Annotated in this window: 16 protein-coding genes; 14 read left to right on the forward strand and 2 right to left on the reverse strand. The window is 53.9% G+C overall.

The window, feature by feature from the left end:
• Position 1: 1 nt before the first annotated feature.
• The 8 genes from Q0X97_RS04465 to Q0X97_RS04500 all read left to right on the forward strand — a co-directional run bounded on the left by Q0X97_RS04465 (position 2) and on the right by Q0X97_RS04500 (position 9,459).
• Positions 2 to 1,174 carry a glycosyltransferase gene (locus Q0X97_RS04465; RefSeq protein ID WP_302065789.1) on the forward strand — a complete coding sequence of 391 codons (1,173 nt, stop codon included), beginning with the start codon at positions 2 to 4 and terminating at the stop codon, positions 1,172 to 1,174.
• Positions 1,167 to 1,778, forward strand: a complete 612-nt coding sequence (locus tag Q0X97_RS04470; RefSeq protein ID WP_302065788.1) for a sugar transferase — start codon at positions 1,167 to 1,169, stop codon at positions 1,776 to 1,778. The genes Q0X97_RS04465 and Q0X97_RS04470 overlap by 8 nt, the downstream gene beginning before the upstream one ends.
• A complete protein-coding gene (locus Q0X97_RS04475; protein WP_302065787.1) occupies positions 1,771 to 2,403 on the forward strand; it encodes an acetyltransferase in 633 nt (210 codons plus the stop codon). The genes Q0X97_RS04470 and Q0X97_RS04475 overlap by 8 nt, the downstream gene beginning before the upstream one ends.
• A 6-nt stretch (positions 2,404 to 2,409) precedes the next feature.
• On the forward strand, positions 2,410 to 3,585 hold the full coding sequence (locus tag Q0X97_RS04480; RefSeq protein ID WP_302065786.1) for a DegT/DnrJ/EryC1/StrS aminotransferase family protein: 1,176 nt from the start codon (positions 2,410 to 2,412) through the stop codon (positions 3,583 to 3,585).
• A 100-nt stretch (positions 3,586 to 3,685) separates the two neighbouring features.
• Complete coding sequence (locus Q0X97_RS04485) at positions 3,686 to 5,590, forward strand: nucleoside-diphosphate sugar epimerase/dehydratase (RefSeq protein WP_302065784.1); 1,905 nt, start codon at positions 3,686 to 3,688, stop codon at positions 5,588 to 5,590.
• Between the two features lie 70 nt (positions 5,591 to 5,660).
• Positions 5,661 to 6,788, forward strand: coding sequence for a polysaccharide export protein (locus Q0X97_RS04490; protein WP_302066140.1), 1,128 nt, complete (start codon positions 5,661 to 5,663; stop codon positions 6,786 to 6,788).
• Positions 6,789 to 6,824: 36 nt separating this feature from the next.
• A complete protein-coding gene (locus Q0X97_RS04495; RefSeq protein WP_302065783.1) occupies positions 6,825 to 7,265 on the forward strand; it encodes a low molecular weight protein-tyrosine-phosphatase in 441 nt (146 codons plus the stop codon).
• Positions 7,266 to 7,308: 43 nt separating this feature from the next.
• Positions 7,309 to 9,459: a polysaccharide biosynthesis tyrosine autokinase gene (locus Q0X97_RS04500; RefSeq protein WP_302065782.1), complete on the forward strand. Its 2,151-nt coding sequence runs from the start codon at positions 7,309 to 7,311 to the stop codon at positions 9,457 to 9,459.
• 88 nt (positions 9,460 to 9,547) lie between these two features.
• Here Q0X97_RS04500 and queA read toward each other — a convergent pair whose 3' ends face one another.
• The gene (gene queA, locus Q0X97_RS04505) at positions 9,548 to 10,585 is read right to left on the reverse strand and encodes a tRNA preQ1(34) S-adenosylmethionine ribosyltransferase-isomerase QueA (RefSeq protein ID WP_302065781.1); all 1,038 of its coding nucleotides are present in this window, start codon (positions 10,583 to 10,585) and stop codon (positions 9,548 to 9,550) included.
• A 424-nt stretch (positions 10,586 to 11,009) separates the two neighbouring features.
• Between queA and accB the strand changes: the two genes are divergently transcribed.
• The 4 genes from accB (at position 11,010) to Q0X97_RS04525 (ending at position 15,083) form a co-directional block, all read left to right on the forward strand.
• Positions 11,010 to 11,462 carry an acetyl-CoA carboxylase biotin carboxyl carrier protein gene (gene accB / locus Q0X97_RS04510; RefSeq protein WP_302065780.1) on the forward strand — a complete coding sequence of 151 codons (453 nt, stop codon included), beginning with the start codon at positions 11,010 to 11,012 and terminating at the stop codon, positions 11,460 to 11,462.
• Positions 11,463 to 11,558: 96 nt separating this feature from the next.
• On the forward strand, positions 11,559 to 12,920 hold the full coding sequence (accC, locus tag Q0X97_RS04515) for an acetyl-CoA carboxylase biotin carboxylase subunit (RefSeq protein WP_302067678.1): 1,362 nt from the start codon (positions 11,559 to 11,561) through the stop codon (positions 12,918 to 12,920).
• Between the two features lie 145 nt (positions 12,921 to 13,065).
• The gene (gene prmA, locus Q0X97_RS04520; protein ID WP_302066138.1) at positions 13,066 to 13,953 is read left to right on the forward strand and encodes a 50S ribosomal protein L11 methyltransferase; all 888 of its coding nucleotides are present in this window, start codon (positions 13,066 to 13,068) and stop codon (positions 13,951 to 13,953) included.
• 320 nt (positions 13,954 to 14,273) lie between these two features.
• Positions 14,274 to 15,083 carry a Slam-dependent surface lipoprotein gene (locus tag Q0X97_RS04525; protein WP_302065778.1) on the forward strand — a complete coding sequence of 270 codons (810 nt, stop codon included), beginning with the start codon at positions 14,274 to 14,276 and terminating at the stop codon, positions 15,081 to 15,083.
• Between the two features lie 128 nt (positions 15,084 to 15,211).
• On the opposite strand, the gene Q0X97_RS04530 is transcribed toward Q0X97_RS04525, so the two are convergent.
• Positions 15,212 to 15,343 (reverse strand): hypothetical protein, encoded by a 132-nt coding sequence (locus Q0X97_RS04530; RefSeq protein WP_302065777.1) that lies wholly within the window; start codon positions 15,341 to 15,343, stop codon positions 15,212 to 15,214.
• 3 nt (positions 15,344 to 15,346) lie between these two features.
• On the opposite strand from Q0X97_RS04530, the gene bioB reads away from it, so the two are divergent.
• Together bioB and leuS are read left to right on the forward strand one after the other, a co-directional pair.
• Complete coding sequence (bioB, locus tag Q0X97_RS04535) at positions 15,347 to 16,354, forward strand: biotin synthase BioB (protein ID WP_302065776.1); 1,008 nt, start codon at positions 15,347 to 15,349, stop codon at positions 16,352 to 16,354.
• Positions 16,355 to 16,507: 153 nt separating this feature from the next.
• A complete protein-coding gene (gene leuS, locus Q0X97_RS04540; RefSeq protein ID WP_302067679.1) occupies positions 16,508 to 19,144 on the forward strand; it encodes a leucine--tRNA ligase in 2,637 nt (878 codons plus the stop codon).
• The last annotated feature ends 15 nt before the right edge of the window (positions 19,145 to 19,159 follow it).

Consider the following 19,159-nt stretch of genomic DNA (forward strand, 5'->3'; position numbering starts at 1 on the left):
GATGAGAATTACCATTGTCGCCCCTTATTGCTCGCTGCCTGCCGAGCCACATTTCAACCGCTTCTGGTATCTCGCAGAGCTGTTGTCCCAATCGCATGACGTTTTGCTGATTACCAGCAACTTCAAGCATTACGACAAATGTTTCAGACGGCCTCGGGATGCCGAAACAGCTTCCAGAGGCCGTCTGAAAGTGATGTTGCTTAACGAAAGCGGCTACAACAAAAACGTATCGCTGGCGCGGGTGCAGAGCCATCATGTATTTGTTAAAGAATTCGAACGATGGCTTGCCGGCTGCTACCCCGGTGATCAGGATATTGTGTATTCCGCCTATCCGCTGATTGCCACCAACATTCTGCTGGGGCAGCATAAATCACGTTTGGGCTATAAGCTGATTATCGACGTGCAGGATGTTTGGCCGGAATCTTTTTCTTCGGTTGTGCCTTTCTTGAAAAAAATACCGCACAACCTGCTGCCGTTCGCCTCTCGCGCCAATGCCGCCTACCGCTGTGCAGACGGTTTGGTTGCAGTATCCCGAAGCTACCTCGACCGCGCCAAAGAAGCCAATCCGAACGCGCCCGGCGAAGTGGTTTATATCGGTGCTGATTTTGAAAAACTGGCTACCGCTCCGGCCAAAACATTCAGCGACGACAAAACCCGCTTTTTCTATTTGGGCACACTGAGTTTCAGCTACGATGTCGAAACCGTTTGCAAAGGCATACAGATACTTTTGGATGAAGGCGAAAACGTGGAACTGCACATCATGGGGGGCGGCCCTGATTTGGAAAAGCTGAGCCGATATGCCGGTGATTCGATCAAATTTTACGGTTTCCTCCCCTATGCGGAAATGATGTCAGTAGCCAAAGGTTGCGATATTGCCGTCAACCCGATTCATTCTTATGCCATGCAATCGATTACCAACAAACTCTCCGACTACATGGCTTTGCAGAAACCGATTCTCAACAGCCAAGTAAATCAAGAAGTTGCAGAAGTACTCACACTGGTTCCCCATGCCGATTACCAATCGGGCGATGCGGCAAGCTTTGCAGCGGCAGCCAGAAAAATCCTGCTGCATAAAAACGGTCCCGTGCAGTCGGAAGAAATCAAACGCCGCTTCAAACGCGATATCTCCTATCAAAAAATCGTCAACCTTATCGAAAGGTTAGGCCATGAATAAACTGCTCAAACGCCTGCTCGACATCGTTGCCTCGGCATCGGGGCTGATTGTTTTATCCCCCATGTTTCTGGTGTTGATTTATCTGATCCGCAAGAATCTCGGTTCGCCGGTATTTTTTACCCAAACCCGCCCGGGCATGAATGGCAAGCCTTTCAAAATGGTTAAATTCCGCTCGATGCGCGATGCAACGGATTCAGACGGCCATCCCCTTCCCGACAGCGAACGCCTGACCCCGTTCGGCCGCAAACTGCGCTCCACCAGCCTCGACGAACTGCCGGAACTTTGGAATGTCTTAAAGGGGGAGATGAGTTTGGTCGGCCCCCGCCCGCTGCTGATGGAATACCTGCCGCTGTATAACGCTTTCCAATACCGCCGCCATGAAATGAGACCCGGCATTACGGGGTGGGCGCAAGTAAACGGCAGAAACGCCATTTCATGGAACGAAAAATTCCAACTGGATGTCTGGTACATAGACAACCATTCTTTTTGGTTGGATTTGAAAATTTTGCTGCTTACCATAAAAAAAGTATTCGTCCGCGAAGGCATCTCCGCAGAAGGCGAAGCCACCACGGCTAAATTTACAGGCAATGAAGAAAATGAATAACAAACTGGCCGTTATCGGCGCAGGCGGGCACGCCAAAGTGATACTGGACGCGGCTTTGCTGATGGGGAAGTGGGGAACCGTGGTTTTTCTCGACGATTATCACAACGGCAGAACCGAATTTATGGGCTTCCCTCTGCTCGGCGGCTGCGGGCTGCTCGGACAAACCGTTATCCCCGACCAATATGATGTCGCCCTCGCCATAGGCGACAATGCTGCCCGCAAGAGGCGTTTTGAAGAAATAGAAAAAATGGGCTTCCGCCTGCCCGTTATCACCCACCCCTCCGCCGCCGTCAGCCGTTTTGCCGAGGTGGAACACGGCACGGTTATATTCGCGCAAGCCGTTGTAGGTGCCGGATCGCACATAGGAAAAGGGGTCATCATCAACACTTCGGCTTCGGTCGATCATGATTGCCGGATAGGTGATTTCGTACACATCAGCCCCGGCTCTCATTTGGCAGGAAACACTTCTATCGATGAATTGAGTTGGATGGGAATCGGCAGTTGCACCCGACAAAACAGCAAAGTAGGAAAAAATTGCATCATCGGCGCAGGGTCTGTCGTTATCGAAAATATTCCCGACAATGAAACCGCATTCGGTATCCCCGCAAAAAAACTGACAAGGTAGAAAAACATGCTAAACACTTCACTTGCCCCGTGGCCTTCATTCACCCAAGAAGAAGCCGATGCCGTATCCCGCGTACTGCTGTCCAACAAAGTCAATTATTGGACGGGAACGGAATGCCGTGAATTTGAAAAAGAATTTGCCGCTTTTACCGGCACGCAATATGCTGTCGCGCTCGGCAACGGTACGCTGGCTTTGGACGTTGCCTTGAAAGCCGTGGGCATCGGCGCGGGTGACGATGTAATCGTTACCCCGCGCACGTTTTTGGCTTCCGCCTCTTCCATCGTTACCGCCGGTGCCAACCCCGTGTTTGCCGACGTGGATTTAAACAGCCAAAACATTTCCGCCGAAACCATTCAGACGGCCTTAACTCCGAACACCAAAGCGATTATCGTGGTGCATTTGGCCGGTATGCCCGCCGAAATGGACGCCATTATGGATTTGGCAAACAAGCATAAATTATGGGTTATCGAAGACTGCGCCCAAGCGCACGGTGCGAAATACAAAGGCAAACCGGTCGGCTCTATCGGCCATGTCGGTGCGTGGTCGTTCTGCCAAGACAAAATCATGACCACCGGCGGCGAAGGCGGCATGGTAACCACCAACGATGAAGCGTTGTGGTCGAAAATGTGGTCGTACAAAGACCACGGCAAAAGCTACGATGCCGTGTACAACCGCCCACACCCGCCCGGCTTCCGCTGGCTGCACGAAAGTTTCGGCACCAACTGGCGCATGATGGAAATGCAGGCCGTTATCGGACGCATCCAACTCAAACGTATGCCGGAATGGACGGCCAAACGCCAAGCCAACGCCTCGCGGCTGGAGGCCGTCTTAAAAAACTTCGGCAGCATCCGCTTGGTGAACATTCCCGATTATATCGAACACGCGCAATACAAATTCTATGCGTTCGTCAAACCCGAAAACCTCAAAGCAGGCTGGAGCCGCGACCGCATCGTCGAAGAATTGGGCGCGCGCAAAGTGCCGTGCTATCAGGGCAGCTGCTCGGAAGTGTATTTGGAAAAAGCCTTCGACAACACGCCGTGGCGGCCGAAAGAGCGTTTGAAAAACGCGGTGGAATTGGGCGGCACCAGCCTGATGTTTTTGGTGCATCCGACCATCACGCCCGAACAAATCGATTTCTGCTGTAAAAACATCGAAGCCGTGTTGAAAGAAGCGACAAAATAAATACAAACCTGCTTTCTGCCGAAGGCCGTCTGAAAGGCAGGATATTGCGTGGGCCCGCCCCATATCAACGTCATAACAATCTTACTCAGAGTACACCGCCATGAATCTGGAAACGCTGTTGACGCTACCCCGTAATGTCAAAAAAACCTTTTTCGTGATCCACGATGCCGTTGTAATCTTCGTGGCTTTCTGGTTTGCCCAAAGCCTGAAAGCCAGCTACGACGAAGAATGGTCCAACCCCGCCAACTGGCTGGCTTTCGGCAGCACCGCCGTGCTGACCGTTCTGCTGTTTATCAAACTGGGTTTGTACCGTGCCGTTACCCGCTACGTGAGCACCCGCGTTCTGACTACGGCGGTGTTCGGCTGTTTCATCTCGGCAGTGCTGTTTTTCTTAAGCGTGTTGATATTCGAACAACGGCTGCGGTTGGCTTTGCCGATTGTTTACTTCCTGCTGCTGGTCGTGTTGGTTACCAGCTCGCGCATGATACTGAAAACCATTTTATCCGACCGCCGCGGCAGAAAACAGATGATTCCCGTCATCATCTACGGCGCAGGCCAATCGGGACGGCAGCTTCTGGAAGCCATCAAACAAGTCAGCGAATATTATGCCGTCGCTTTTGTAGACGACAACACCGCTATCCAACGTACACTGATTTACGATTTGATGGTGTACAAGCCGTCTGAACTCGAAGACCTGATCAGCCGCTACGGTGTCGAAAAAATCCTGCTGGCCATTCCGAGCGCCACGCAGGAAGAACGCAAAATCATTGTCGAACGCTTGAAAGCCTATCCCTGCGAAGTGCTGGCGATTCCCGGCATGAAAGATTTGGTGGACGGCAAAATTACCGTCAGCGCCTTAAAAAAAATCTCGGTCGTCGACCTGCTCGGCCGCGACCCCGTTGCACCCGACGACAAACTGATGGGATCCGACATCACCGGCAAAGTCGTTATGGTTACCGGTGCGGGCGGTTCCATCGGTTCCGAATTGTGCCGACAGATTATCCGCTACCGTCCGGCCAAACTGCTGCTGTTTGAATTGTCGGAATTTTCGCTGTACAGCATCGATAAAGAACTGTGCGAATTTCAGACGGCCTCGAACACCCATATCGAAGTTATCCCGCTGCTCGGTTCGATACAGCACCGCAAACGCCTGTTCAGCATCATGGAAGCCTATGGCGTGCAAACCGTTTACCACGCCGCCGCCTACAAACATGTGCCGATGGTTGAATTCAACACCATCGAAGGCGTACGCAACAACGTTTACGGCACCCTCTTCTGTGCACAGGCGGCAATCGATGCGGGCGTAGAAACTTTCGTGCTGATTTCCACCGACAAAGCCGTGCGCCCCACCAATACCATGGGCGCGAGCAAACGCATGGCCGAGCTTTGCCTGCAAGCCTTGGCCGCCGAACCCAGCCAGAAAACCCGCTTCTGCATGGTGCGTTTCGGCAACGTGCTCGGTTCTTCCGGTTCGGTTGTGCCCGTATTTGAAAAACAAATCGCCGCCGGCGGCCCCGTTACGCTGACCCACGAAGACATCACCCGTTATTTCATGACGATTCCCGAAGCCGCCCAACTGGTGATTCAGGCCGGTGCGATGGGCAAAGGCGGCGACGTGTTCGTGCTCGACATGGGCGAGTCCGTCAAAATCATCGACCTTGCCCGTCAAATGATCCGATTGAGCGGTTTGGAAGTGAAAGACGAAGAGCATCCCGACGGCAACATCGAAATCAAAGTAACCGGATTGCGACCGGGCGAAAAATTATATGAAGAATTGTTAATCGGCGATGACGTGCAAAAGACCACACATCCCCGAATTATGACGGCCAGCGAAGTAATGTTGCCGTGGCACGAACTTTCAGCCATTCTCGAACGTATGGATTCGGCATGCAAAGAAATGAACCAAATAGCCCTTCGACAACTCTTACTCGAAGCACCAACCGGTTTTGCCCCCAAAGACGACATATGCGATTTGGTTTGGAAGCAAAACCTTAAGGCCGTCTGAATCCGTCTGCTCTCTAATCCTGTTTTCAGACGGCCTCATAAAACCGATGTGAAGGACGAATTACGTGAATATCAAAAAACTCACTGCTATTAGTTTTTCCCTGCTGGTTTTCACCGCAGGCTGTACCGTTATCCCCGGTTCGGGATTACCCACCCGCAACAAAACCGTGGTTTACGAGGGCAATGAAACCGTTGCCGACACCAAAATCAACAACAGAGTCAAAATCTACCCGATTACCTTGGGTTTGGTGGAGCGCATGCAGGAATCTCCCCGCCGCGCCTTAAGCAACCCGGCGCTGGAACGCCAAAAAGCGGCTTACCGCTACCGCATCGGCAGCGGCGACGTATTGAACATTCTGGTGTGGCACCACCCCGATCTGAACACTCCCACCCCCATCAGCACCAACCCTGAAAGCAAACAGGTCAGCAACGGGGCATGGGTGGACGAATCCGGCTATCTTGCCTACCCATTGGCAGGAAAAATCTATGCCCGCGGCAAAACCCTGCCCCAATTGCAAAAAATCCTCACAAGCCGTCTGAAACGCTACATCAAAAGACCGCAGGTTTCCGTCAACATAGCCGAATTCCGCTCGCAACGCGTTTCCGTATCGGGAGCCGTAGCCAAGCCCGGCCAATTCCCCGTTACCAATATCCCGCTCACTTTGGTTGACGTGATCGACCAAGCAGGCGGAGCCGCTGAAAACGCCGACACCAACAACATCAAATGGACGAAAAACGGCATAGAACGCACCATTTCGCTGCAAGACATCCGCCAATACGGAGATTTGTCGCAAAACCTGCTGCTTTCCGGCGGTGACATCGTTTATGTGCCCACCACCGAAAACAGCCGCGTACACGTTATGGGTGAAGTCGGCAAACAAACCACGCTGCGCATCGGCGGCCACGGCCTCACCCTCACGCAGGCGCTGGGCGACGCGGGCGGCATAAATCAGGTAACGGCCAATGCCTCGGGCGTATTCGTTATCCGCAACGCACCTTTCGACCGCGAAAAACCGATACACGTTTACCAACTCAACCTGAAAGACGCTTCGGCCTACGCACTGGCCAACCGCTTCAAACTGCGTACCGATGATGTGGTTTATATCACCGCCGCGCCGGTTACCCGTTGGAACCGCGTGATTTCGCAATTAACCAGTTCGATTACCAATGCCAATTCTTTGGACGACACCTTCAAATAATCGGCTGATGTTGTAATCCGACAGGTTTTAAACGTGATGTACCAAAATATTTTGATTGTCTGCATCGGCAATATCTGCCGCTCCCCTACTGCGGAGCGGATTTTGCAGCAAAAACTGCCGCTTCTGAACATATCTTCAGCCGGATTGCGCGCAGTAACAGGTAAAGATGCCGAACTGCAAGCGATCAGAACGGCACTCAAATACGGCGTGATTGTGGCAGGACACACCGCCCGCCAGCTCACACCGGAAATGTGCAAAGAAGCGGATCTGATTCTGGTCATGGAACCCGCACACATCGATATGGTGGCGGATATTTTGCCGGAAGCCAGACGCAAAACCATGCTGTTCGCCCAATGGCTGCCCAAAAAAAGCATTCCCGACCCGTTCCAGCAGCCGGACGAAGTTTTCGAAGCCGTTTACCGGCAGCTTGCCGAGGCGGCAGAACAATGGGCGATGAAACTGACCCTCAGACCCTAACTCGACAAAAATATAATCGATAAAGCTAAAGGAAATTCCGATAATGGCTAAACACTATTCTCCTTTTCCGCAGAATAACGGCAATGGTGGTGAAATCGACCTCGAACAACAAATACGCAGCCTGTTTGCCTACAAAAAACCGATTCTTATCGCAGTGCTTGCAGGCGGCCTGCTCGGTGCCTTGTACAGCTTTTCGGCCACACCTGTATACCGTGCCGATGCCGTACTGGAAATCGAAACCAAGCAAAACCAAATTCTTTCCGAAATCAACGCGGTTTATACGCCCAACAACCCGCCGACTTCAGATGCAGAAATCGAACTGGTCCAATCGCGTTTGGTTATCGGGAAAACCGTAGACGACCTGCAACTCGACCAAACCATCACTCCCGAATATTTCCCCGTCTTTGGGCGTTTGGTGCACAACCTCAGCAACGATGTCGAACCCGAGCTGAAAATCCATACCTTTACCGTCGACAAAGAGTGGTTAAACGACCCGTTTACGCTCACCGCAACCGGCAACAAAACCTACAAACTCGAGCTGCCCAACGGCAAAGTGCTGGAAGGCCAAGTCGGACGGCCATTGAAAATCAACGCGAAAACCACCTTGCAGGTCAATCAGATTCTGGCTGCTGCCGGTCAGAAATTCTCAATGGTCAAACACTCCAGACTGAGCGCCATCGAAAAAATCAAACAAAACCTGACCGTATCCAGCAAAGGCAAAACCAGTCCGATCATCAATCTGGCCTACACGGGTGAAGATTCCGAACAAATCCACACCGTGCTCAACAGCATTGCCGACAACTACGTCAACCAAAACATCAACCGCGACGTTCAGGTCGCCGCCAGCGGTTTGGCTTTTATCAGCGACGAACTGCCCCGCCTGCGCGAAACCCTGCAAGATGCCGAAAACAAATTAAACGAATACCGTAAAAAAAGCGGTTCGCTCGACATTCCCGTCGAATCCAAAGGCGCGCTCGAGAGCCTGATTAACATCGAATCGCAAATCACCACGTTGAAAACCGAAGAAGCGGGAATGGCCGAGCTGTACACGCCCGAGCACCCGTCCTACAAAGCCGTGCTCGACAAACTCGCCGTGCTGCAAAAAGCCAAAAACAAAATCAACCAGCAAATCGCCGACCTGCCGAATACCCAACAGGAAATCATCCGCCTCACCCGCGACGTGGAAACCAACCAAACCACCTACACGCAGCTTTTGGCCAAACAACAAGAGCTCAACATTCTGAAAGCCAGCTCGCAGGGCAATGTGCGCATCATTGATTATGCCGACGTGCCCGAAAAACCGGTTGCGCCGCGCAAAGGCGTGATCACCCTGCTGGCCGCCTTAACCGCAGGCATGATTGCTTCGGCTTGGTATCTGTTGCGCTCCGGCGTACGGAAAGGCTTGACCGCACCGTCGGAAATCGAACATCTGGGCATGGAAGTGGCCGCCATCGTGCCCTTATCGAAAGCGCAAAGCCGCCACAGCAACAAGCTGAAACCGCTTACCGGCCGCTCGGACTTCCTGCTGGGCGAACAAGAGCCTACCGATGCCGCCGTCGAAGCCCTGCGCGCCCTGCGCACCAATATTTACTTCTCGATGATCGGTGCCAAAAACAACATCCTGATGGTAACCGGTAGCGCGCCCGATGTCGGCAAATCGTTTATTTCAGCGAATCTGTCCACCGTCATGGCACAGTCGGGTAAGAAAATCCTGCTGATAGATGCCGATATGCGCAAAGGTTATCTCGACCAACTGTTCAATGCCCGTGCCGATGAAGGTCTTGCCGAAATTCTCGAAGGCAAAGTTTCTCCCGGGCAGGCCGTTCAGGAAACCCAAATTAACCATCTGGATTTCATCAGCCACGGCACCATGCCCGAAAATCCTTCCGAGCTGCTGATGGACGGCCGTCTGAAATCACTGCTGCTGCGAGCCAGCCAGCGTTACGATTACGTGATTATCGACACCCCGCCGGTGCTGTCGGTTACCGATGCCAACATTGTCGGCCAACACGCAGGCATTACCCTGCTGGTAACGCGCTACAACATGACCACCGCCCGCGAACTGGACAACAGTATCAACCGCCTGTCGCAAAGCAACGTCGACATTCACGGTGTGATTCTGAACGGCATGAAACGCAATTCGCACGACGGTTACGCCTACTACGCCGCTTACGTCAACAAAGACAAAAAATAAGCGCGTCGGGCTTGCCGCACCAATCGAAGAGGCCGTCTGAAAAGATTCTTTCAGACGGCCTCTTCACATATGCCCGACATCCGGAAAGTTAACTGCCGGCATCCTCCCGCCCCAGCAGCATCGCGTCTCCGTAACTGAAAAAGCGGTATTCCTGTTCGACCGCATGGCGGTAAACGCGGCGGATGTGTTCCGTGCCCGAAAACGCGCTTACCAGCATCAGCAAAGTCGATTTCGGCAGATGGAAATTGGTAATCAAACGGTCGACCACCTTGAAACGGTAGCCCGGCATGATAAAGATGTCCGTATCGCCCCTGCCCGCTTTCAGACGGCCTGTTTCCTTTGCCGCCGATTCCAACGCCCGCATCGACGTTGTGCCCACCGCCCACACTTTATTGCCCCTGCGGTGTGCCGCTTCAATCATCTCCACCGTTTCAGACGGCACATCGAACCATTCACTGTGCATCTTGTGTTCAGCAATATTCTCCACCCGCACCGGCTGGAACGTACCCGCGCCCACATGCAGCGTTACTTCGGCCGTCTGAACACCTTTGCCGCGCAAAGCCGCCAGCAACTCTTCGGTAAAATGCAGCCCGGCCGTCGGAGCCGCCACTGCTCCCTGATGTTTTGCATAAATGGTTTGGTAACGGTTGTCGTCATTATCGTCTGCAGCCCGTTCGATATAAGGCGGCAGCGGCAAACGGCCGTTGTTTTCCAACAGCTCATACACGCTCTGGCTTCCCGCAAAACGCAGGCAAAACAACTCGCCCGCACGTTCCAACATCGTGGCGGTTATCCCGCTTTCAAACACCAGCTCCGCACCCGGTTTCGGCGACTTGGAAGAGCGTATGTGTGCCAGTGCCGTATGGTCATCCAACACCCGCTCGATCAAAGCCTCGATTTTGCCGCCGCTGGCCTTCTGACCGAACAGGCGCGCCTTCATCACTTTGGTGTTGTTAAACACCAGCACGTCGCCTGCATCCACATATTCCGGCAAACCGGTAAACACCGTATCGCTTGGCGGCAGGCCGGGCAATGCGACCAGCAAACGGCTGCTGCCGCGTACGGCAGGCGGATGCTGTGCAATCAGCGCATCGGGCAATTCAAAATCGAAATCAGAAATATGCATCGGAAACATCCGCTAAAAAACAGGCCGATATTATAGCGGAAGAACCATCGCGAAACACGGCACAGACATATATCCTGCATGTCGGTTATAGCGTGCAAGCAACGTTATTCCCAATGCATTTGCCAGTGTTAAAATAACGCAATAGAACAAATACTCAATCAACTTTATCCCGAATAACAGCAAAAACGGAAACTGATTTTTACAGGCCGAAACTGCCTTTTTTTGATATTTTGCTGGACATTTAACAGCAAGTTAGTGAAAATATCCGGATATCTTTTTTTGTAACCGCCTGTAAACGGCGCAGAATTCCAACCATAATCCTGCCTGATTTTAATTTCACGGCCACAGGATTATTTATTTTTCATACCACAGAAACCGCGGGCCGCTCCCGCACTGTACGGCTCCAAGCCAAAGGAACCATATAATGGACTTACGCAAACTGAAAAAACTGATCGACTTGGTTGAAGAATCGGGCATCGCCGAAATCGAAGTAACCGAAGGCGAAGAAAAAGTACGCATTACCCGTTCCGCCATCTCCCACCAAGCCATTTACGCGGCACCCGCTCCGGCACAGCACGCAGCCGCCGCTCCCGCAGCAGCCCCTGCCGCTCCCACCGCCGCAGCACCCGCCGCCCGCGATCTGAGCAATGCCCAAAAATCACCGATGGTCGGCACTTTCTACCGTGCCCCCAGCCCCTCCTCTCCTCCGTTCGTAGAAGTAGGCCAAACCGTTAAAGCCGGCGACACTTTGTGTATCGTCGAGGCCATGAAGCTGATGAACGAAATCGAAGCCGAAAAATCAGGCGTTATCAAAGAAATTCTGGTAGAAAACGGCCACCCCGTAGAATACGGCGAACCGCTGTTTATCATCGAATAATGTTTTTCAGACGGCCTCGGTTGAGTATCGGGGCCGCCTGAAAGCCGTCAGAACCAAAGTTCCGCAAACTTTGCCCGTTCATTCCGAAAGACACCTATGCTGAAAAAAGTCTTGATTGCCAACCGTGGCGAAATCGCGCTCCGCGTATTACGCGCCTGCCGCGAAATGGGTATTGCCACCGTAGCCGTACACTCCGAAGCAGACAAAGACAGCCTGCATGTAAAACTGGCCGACGAATCCGTATGTATCGGCCCCGCGCCCTCTCCGCAAAGTTATCTGAATGTTCCCGCCATTATTTCCGCCGCCGAAGTAACCGGTGCCGATGCCATCCACCCCGGCTACGGCTTTCTGGCCGAAAACGCCAGCTTCGCCGAACAAGTCGAGCAGTCCGGCTTCACCTTCATCGGCCCGCGTGCCGACACCATCCGCTTGATGGGCGACAAAGTATCGGCCAAACACGCCATGATTGAAGCGGGTGTGCCCTGCGTGCCCGGTTCGGACGGCGCTTTGCCCGACAACGGCGAAGAAATCCTCAAAATCGCCGATAAAGTAGGCTTCCCCGTGATTATCAAAGCATCCGGCGGCGGCGGCGGACGCGGCATGCGCGTGGTCGAGAAAAAAGACGACCTGCTCAAATCGGTGGAAATGACCAAAACCGAAGCCGGAGCCGCATTCGGCAACCCCATGGTTTACATGGAACGCTATCTGCAAAAACCGCGCCACGTCGAAATCCAAGTTCTCGCCGACGAGCACGGCAACGCCATTTACTTGGGCGAGCGCGACTGCTCCATGCAGCGCCGCCACCAAAAAGTCATTGAAGAAGCCCCCGCACCCGGCATCACCCAAGCCGAACGCGAAAAAATCGGTGAAGCCTGCGTTGCCGCTTGCAAACGCATCGGCTACCGCGGCGCGGGCACGTTTGAATTTTTGTATGAAGACGGCGAATTCTTCTTCATCGAAATGAACACCCGCGTGCAAGTGGAACACCCCGTTACCGAGCTTATCAGCGGTGTCGATATCGTGCAGGAGCAAATCCGCGTTGCCAGCGGCCTGCCTCTGCAATACCAGCAGAAAGACATCCAGCTCGAAGGCCACGCATTCGAATGCCGTATCAACGCCGAAGACCCTTACAACTTCATCCCCAGCCCCGGCCTGATTGAAAGCTGCCATCTGCCCGGCGGCCTCGGCATCCGCGTCGACAGCCACATCTATCAAGGCTACCGCATTCCGCCGAACTACGACAGCTTGATCGGCAAAATCTGCGTACACGGCAAAACCCGCGAACAAGCCATGGCCAAAATGCGCGTGGCGTTGGCAGAGCTGGCGATTACCGGCATCAAAACCAACACCGCCCTGCACCGCGATTTGTTCACCGACCCCGGCTTCAGCCAAGGCGGAGTGAGCATCCACTATCTCGAAAAATGGCTGGAAGAGAAAAAAGCCAGAGAAGCCAAATAAGCGCGTATCCGCCTGCACGGAGGCCGTCTGAAATCTTTCAGACGGCCTTTTTCAATAAGCACTTATCCGTTAGAATGACCACCACTTTCCCGAACACATGCCGTCTGAAAAACGGTTTCAGACGGCCTCAACATTGAAAGATGCCATGTCTTACCAACAAATCACCATTGCCGTAAACGACCACACCGCCGAACGCCTCGCCGACGCCCTGATGGAGCACGGCGCACTTTCCGCCGCCATCGAAGATGCCTACGCCGGCACCGCCAACGAACAAGCCATCTTCGGCGAACCCGGCATGCCCACCGAACAAATCTGGCAGCAAAGCAAAGTGATTGCCCTGTTCGACGAGCACACCGATGCCGCCCCGATTATCGCCGCCGCCGCGCAAGACTGCGGCATCGCCATCCCCGAATACGACAAAGAATTCCTGCCCGAACAAGACTGGGTGCGCCTCACCCAAGCGCAATTCGACCCCATCCGAATTTCCGACCGCCTGTGGATTACCCCTTCATGGCACGAAGCCCCCGCCGGAGATGCCGTCAACCTGCAACTCGACCCCGGCTTGGCGTTCGGCACCGGCAGCCACCCCACCACCCGCCTTTGCCTGCAATGGCTCGACAGCAATCTGAAAGGCGGCGAATCGGTGTTGGATTACGGCTGCGGTTCCGGCATCCTCGCCATAGCCGCCCTCAAACTCGGTGCAGGTTCCGCCACCGGTGTGGATATCGACGAACAAGCCATCCGCGCCAGCAACGACAACGCCGCGCAAAACGATGCGCCCGCCGATTTCTACCTGCCCGATGCCCTGCCGCAAGGCCAGTTTGACGTTGTAGTCGCCAATATCCTCGCCAACCCGCTGCGTATGCTCGGCAGCCTGCTGGCAGAGCGCACCAAACAAGGCGGGCGCATTGTTTTATCGGGTATTTTGGACGAACAAATCGAAGAAATGAGCGAAATCTACAACCAATGGTTCGAGCTTGCCCCCGCCCAAACCGACGACGGCTGGGCATGTTTGAGCGGCGTTAAACGCTGATCCGATCCGGCTTGAAACCATCGGCAAGTATCGGGTGGCCGTCTGAAACCGTATTTTCAGACGGCCTCCCGCTATGCCTTTCCTGAACCACCAACTTCACAGCCACATCAGCCGCCGAAATTTTGCTTGCGGCCAATTTTTATTTATAAAGCATACACATAGAACAAAAAACAACACACCTTCTCAGTTTGGCCTAACAAACCCTTACCTAAACGCACTTCCGCCTCACAATTCTGTTACATTTAAAAACATTTTTAACCGTTTCTTTCCAAAGAAACTGTTTTTTTATTGTTAATTATTCAAAGAAAAAGAGATAACCAATGAAAATCAACGGAATATTGGCAGCATGTTCACTCGTATCCGCTCTGGCGGCCTGTTCAGGAAGCGGCGGCAGCCCGAACACACACCCCACGAATACCACCCTCCAACAGTCTTTGGAGCAGGTTCGCAAACAATCGGATAAGCAGCACCAAAACCTTACGGACATTACCGGCGTTTACCAATCCACCACGATAAGGGCAGACGGCAGCTTGAAACGCGATCCGATCATCGCACCGATCAACAATGTAGGCAGCATCCGCACCTTGCAAATCGGGCGCACGGTTGTCGATTTAATTCCTGTCGGAGCGGATGAAAAGCAACCCGTTATCCGCCATGTTTCCAAAAACGAACACCTTGTTTTGGGAAACAATTTAAAACATGCCGCTTATGGTTGGCATACCAAGCTCGAACCGGCAGGCGGAGCAACCGGCACCTTATTTTTCCAAGGCAAGCTGACCCCGCCCGACCAAATGCCCGACAAAGGCACGGCCGTTTATAATGGTTTGGCACTGTACACCGGCAAAGACAGTGTTACCGGCAACGTTTTGGCACACGTAGAAGGGAAATCCACCTTTAACGTAAACTTTGCCGACAACACCGTTAAAGGCAATATTTCCGCTAAAAACCGGGAATTCGAAACCGCACATTTCAATGCCGATATCAAAGGCAATCTATTTACCAGCCGTGAAGATGCCGCCAATAAAATCGACGGCTTGTTTTACGGCCCCAATGCTGCGGAAATGGCCGGCATTTTCTCGGGCCAATCCGGCACCAACCACTTTAAAGGGGTTTTCGGGGCAAAAAAATAAACACCAACCCTTTATCCCCGCCGATACCTTGCACGACCAAACCATGCCGCCGCCGTTTCCGATGATCCGGCAAACAATTCCCCGTGCCGGCGGCATTGCCATTGTCAGGGATAAACAAACTGGCTAAACTAATCGGGCTTCAAGGCCGTCTGAAACCGGTTTTCAGACGGCCTCAACATTATCCGCCGCTGCAAACATTGCGCTTGCAGCCCGAGCACGTCAGCGTCATTGCGCCGCTGCGAAACCATAAAGAAAGACACGATATGACCGTATCCCCCGTAGCCTTGCGCCGCAAAACCGAGCGCAAGCCGCACGCTACCGCCCAATATTGGCGCAAATGCCAAGTCGAAGAACTCTTCGCCATGCCGTTTTTAGACCTCGTCTATAAAGCCGCGCAAATCCACCGCGAAAACTTCAACCCGCAAGAAGTCCAACTCTCCACCCTGCTTTCCATCAAAACCGGCGGCTGCCCCGAAGATTGCGAATACTGCCCGCAATCGGCGCACTACAACACCGGCCTCGAAAAAGCCAAAATGATGGACGTGGAAGAAATCGTCGAAAAAGCCAAAATCGCCAAATCGCGCGGTGCCAGCCGTTTCTGCATGGGCGCGGCGTGGCGCGGCCCCAAACCGAAAGACGTAGAAACCGTGTCGGAAATCATCAAAGCCGTGAAAGGCTTGGGTTTGGAAACCTGCGGCACCTTCGGCATGCTCGAAGACGGCATGGCCGAAGATTTGAAAAATGCCGGACTCGACTACTACAACCACAACCTCGACACCGACCCCGATCGCTACAACGACATTATCCACACCCGCCGCCACGAAGACCGCATGGACACGCTGGGCAAAGTGCGCGGCGCAGGTTTGAAAGTGTGCTGCGGCGGCATCGTGGGCATGAACGAAACCCGCCCCGAACGCGCAGGTTTAATCGCCAGCCTCGCCAACCTCGACCCGCAGCCCGAAAGTGTGCCGATTAACCAGTTGGTCAAAGTGGAAGGCACGCCGTTGGCCGATGCCGAAGATTTGGATTGGACGGAATTCGTGCGCACCATCGCCGTCGCCCGCATCACCATGCCGAAAAGCTACGTGCGCCTGTCGGCCGGCCGCAGCGACATGTCCGAAGCGATGCAGGCCATGTGTTTTATGGCGGGGGCGAACTCGATTTTCTACGGCGACAAACTGCTCACCACCGAAAACCCCGAAGAAGACGGCGATAGAATGTTGATGGAAAAATTGGATTTATATCCGTTGCAGCATCAAGCCGACGCTTGATCGGCACAACCATTTCATTGCCAAGAGGCCGTCTGAAACTTTGTTTTCAGACGGCCTCTTCACATTCCTCAAAAACCCTTCATTAAACTGCTATAATCGCTCTTTATTTTTACCGTTTTCCCTTATCAAACGCATTTTTCAAAGCAAAACATCATGCAAGAACAATACCAACCGTCTGCCGTCGAACCGGCAGCGCAAGCCAAGTGGGATGAAGCCCGTTTGTTTAACGCGGCCGAAGACGCGTCCAAACCCAAATACTACTGCCTCTCCATGTTCCCCTACCCCAGCGGCAAGCTGCACATGGGGCACGTGCGCAACTACACCATCGGCGACGTGTTGAGCCGCTACAAACTGCTCAACGGCTTCAACGTGCTGCAACCGATGGGCTGGGACGCTTTCGGCATGCCCGCCGAAAACGCCGCCATCGACCGCCAAGTCGCCCCCGCCAAATGGACTTACGAAAACATTGCCTACATGCGCAACCAGCTCAAGAGCTTGGGTTTTGCGTTTGATTGGGAACGCGAAATCGCCACCTGCTCGCCCGAGTATTACCGCTGGGAGCAGCTTTTGTTTACCAAGCTGTTTGAAAAAGGCGTGATTTACCGCAAAAGCGGCACGGTAAACTGGGATCCGGTCGATCAAACCGTTTTGGCCAACGAGCAAGTGATCGACGGGCGCGGATGGCGTTCGGGCGCGTTGATTGAAAAACGCGAAATTCCGATGTATTACTTCAAAATCACCGATTACGCCGAGCAGCTTTTAAGCGATTTGGACGGCCTGAACTGGCCGGAGCAAGTGAAAACCATGCAGCGCAACTGGATCGGCAAATCACGCGGCGTGCAAGTGCGCTTTGCATTGGACAGCGGCAGCAAACAAGGTTTGGAAGGCGATTACGCCGAATACTTGCAGGTGTACACCACTCGCCCGGATACTTTGTTAGGCGCGACTTACGTTGCCGTGGCCGCCGAGCATCCGCTGGCTACCGCCGCCGCAGCCGACAAGCCCGAACTGCAAGCGTTTATTGCCGAATGCAAATCCGGCAGCGTGGCCGAAGCCGATATGGCGACGATGGAGAAAAAAGGCGTGCCGACCGGCCGCTATGTGATCAATCCGCTCAATGGCGACAAGCTGGAAGTGTGGATTGCCAACTATGTATTGTGGGGCTATGGCGACGGTGCGGTAATGGCCGTGCCCGGTCACGACGAACGCGATTTTGAGTTCGCCAACAAATACAAGCTGCCGATTAAACAAGTGGTCGAATCCACTTTGGAACAACCTGCCTACAATCCGAACGAATGGCAGGATTGGTACGGCGACAAAGAAAATACCCGCCTGATCAACAGCGGCGAATTCGACGGCATGGATTTTCAGACGGCCTTTGATGCCATTTCCGCCAAACTGCAATCCCTAAACGCCGGCACGCCGAAAACCCAATACCGCCTGCGCGACTGGGGCATCTCGCGCCAACGCTACTGGGGCTGCCCGATTCCGATCATCCATTGCGAAAGCTGCGGCGACGTACCCGTACCGGCCGACCGGTTGCCCGTAGTGCTGCCCGAAGACGTTGTGCCGGACGGCAGCGGTTCGCCTTTGGCCAAAATGCCCGAGTTCTACGAAACCACCTGCCCGCACTGCGGCGGCCCGGCCAAACGCGAAACCGATACCATGGATACCTTTATGGAATCGAGCTGGTATCAGTTCCGTTACATGTCGCCTCAGTTTTCAGACGGCATGGTTGCCCCCGAAGCCGCCCAATACTGGCAGCAGGCCGACCAATACATCGGCGGCATCGAACACGCCATCCTGCACCTCTTATACGCCCGTTTCTTCACCAAACTGATGAACGAAGAAGGCATCGTGCCGGTGCAAGAACCCTTCGCCAGCCTGCTCACGCAAGGCATGGTGCTGCAAGCCACTTACTACCGCGAAACCGAAAGCGGCAAGAAACAATGGTTTAACCCCGCCGAAGTGGAAGTGCAAACCGACGACAAAGGCCGCCCCGTCGCAGCCGTCTTAAAAGCCGACGGCCAGCCTGTGGTGATCGGCGGCGTGGAAAAAATGTCGAAATCGAAAAACAACGGCGTTGACCCGCAAGAGCTGATCGATGCTTATGGTGCCGACACCGCCCGCCTGTTTATGATGTTCGCCTCGCCGCCTGAACAATCGCTGGAATGGAGCGATGCCGGCGTGGAAGGCGCACACCGCTTCCTGCGCCGCCTGTGGCGCACCGTGTTTGAATACATCAACCGAGGCGGCGCAGTCAAAGCCTTTTCAGACGGCCACGACAGCTTGGGCAAAGAGTTGAAAGACCTGCGCCACAAACTGCACGCCACCATTGCCAAAGTCAGCGACGACTACGGCCGCCGCCTGCAATTCAACACCGCCATCGCCGCCGTGATGGAATTGCTCAACCAGTACGATAAAACCGATTGCACGTCCGAACAAGGCCGTGCCGTGGCGCAAGAAGTGTTGGAAGCCGTTGTCCGCTTGCTGTGGCCGATTGTGCCGCACATCTGCGAAGCCTTGTGGAGCGAGTTGCGTAGCGACATTCAGCTATGGCAAGCCGCTTGGCCGCAAGCCGATGCCGCCGCTTTGGTGAAATCCGAAATCGAAATCATGGTGCAGGTAAACGGCAAACTGCGCGGCAAAGTTACCGTACCCGCCGATGCCGACAAAGCCGCCATCGAAGCCGCCGCCCTCGCTACCGAAGGCGCAGTGAAATTCATGGAAGGCAAAGAGCCGAAGAAAATCATCGTCGTACCCGGCCGTTTGGTGAATATCGTGGTGTGATGTTGATTGTCTCAA

The sequence above is a fragment of the Neisseria sp. MVDL19-042950 genome (assembly GCF_030504625.1).
Taxonomy (GTDB): Bacteria; Pseudomonadota; Gammaproteobacteria; order Burkholderiales; family Neisseriaceae; genus Neisseria.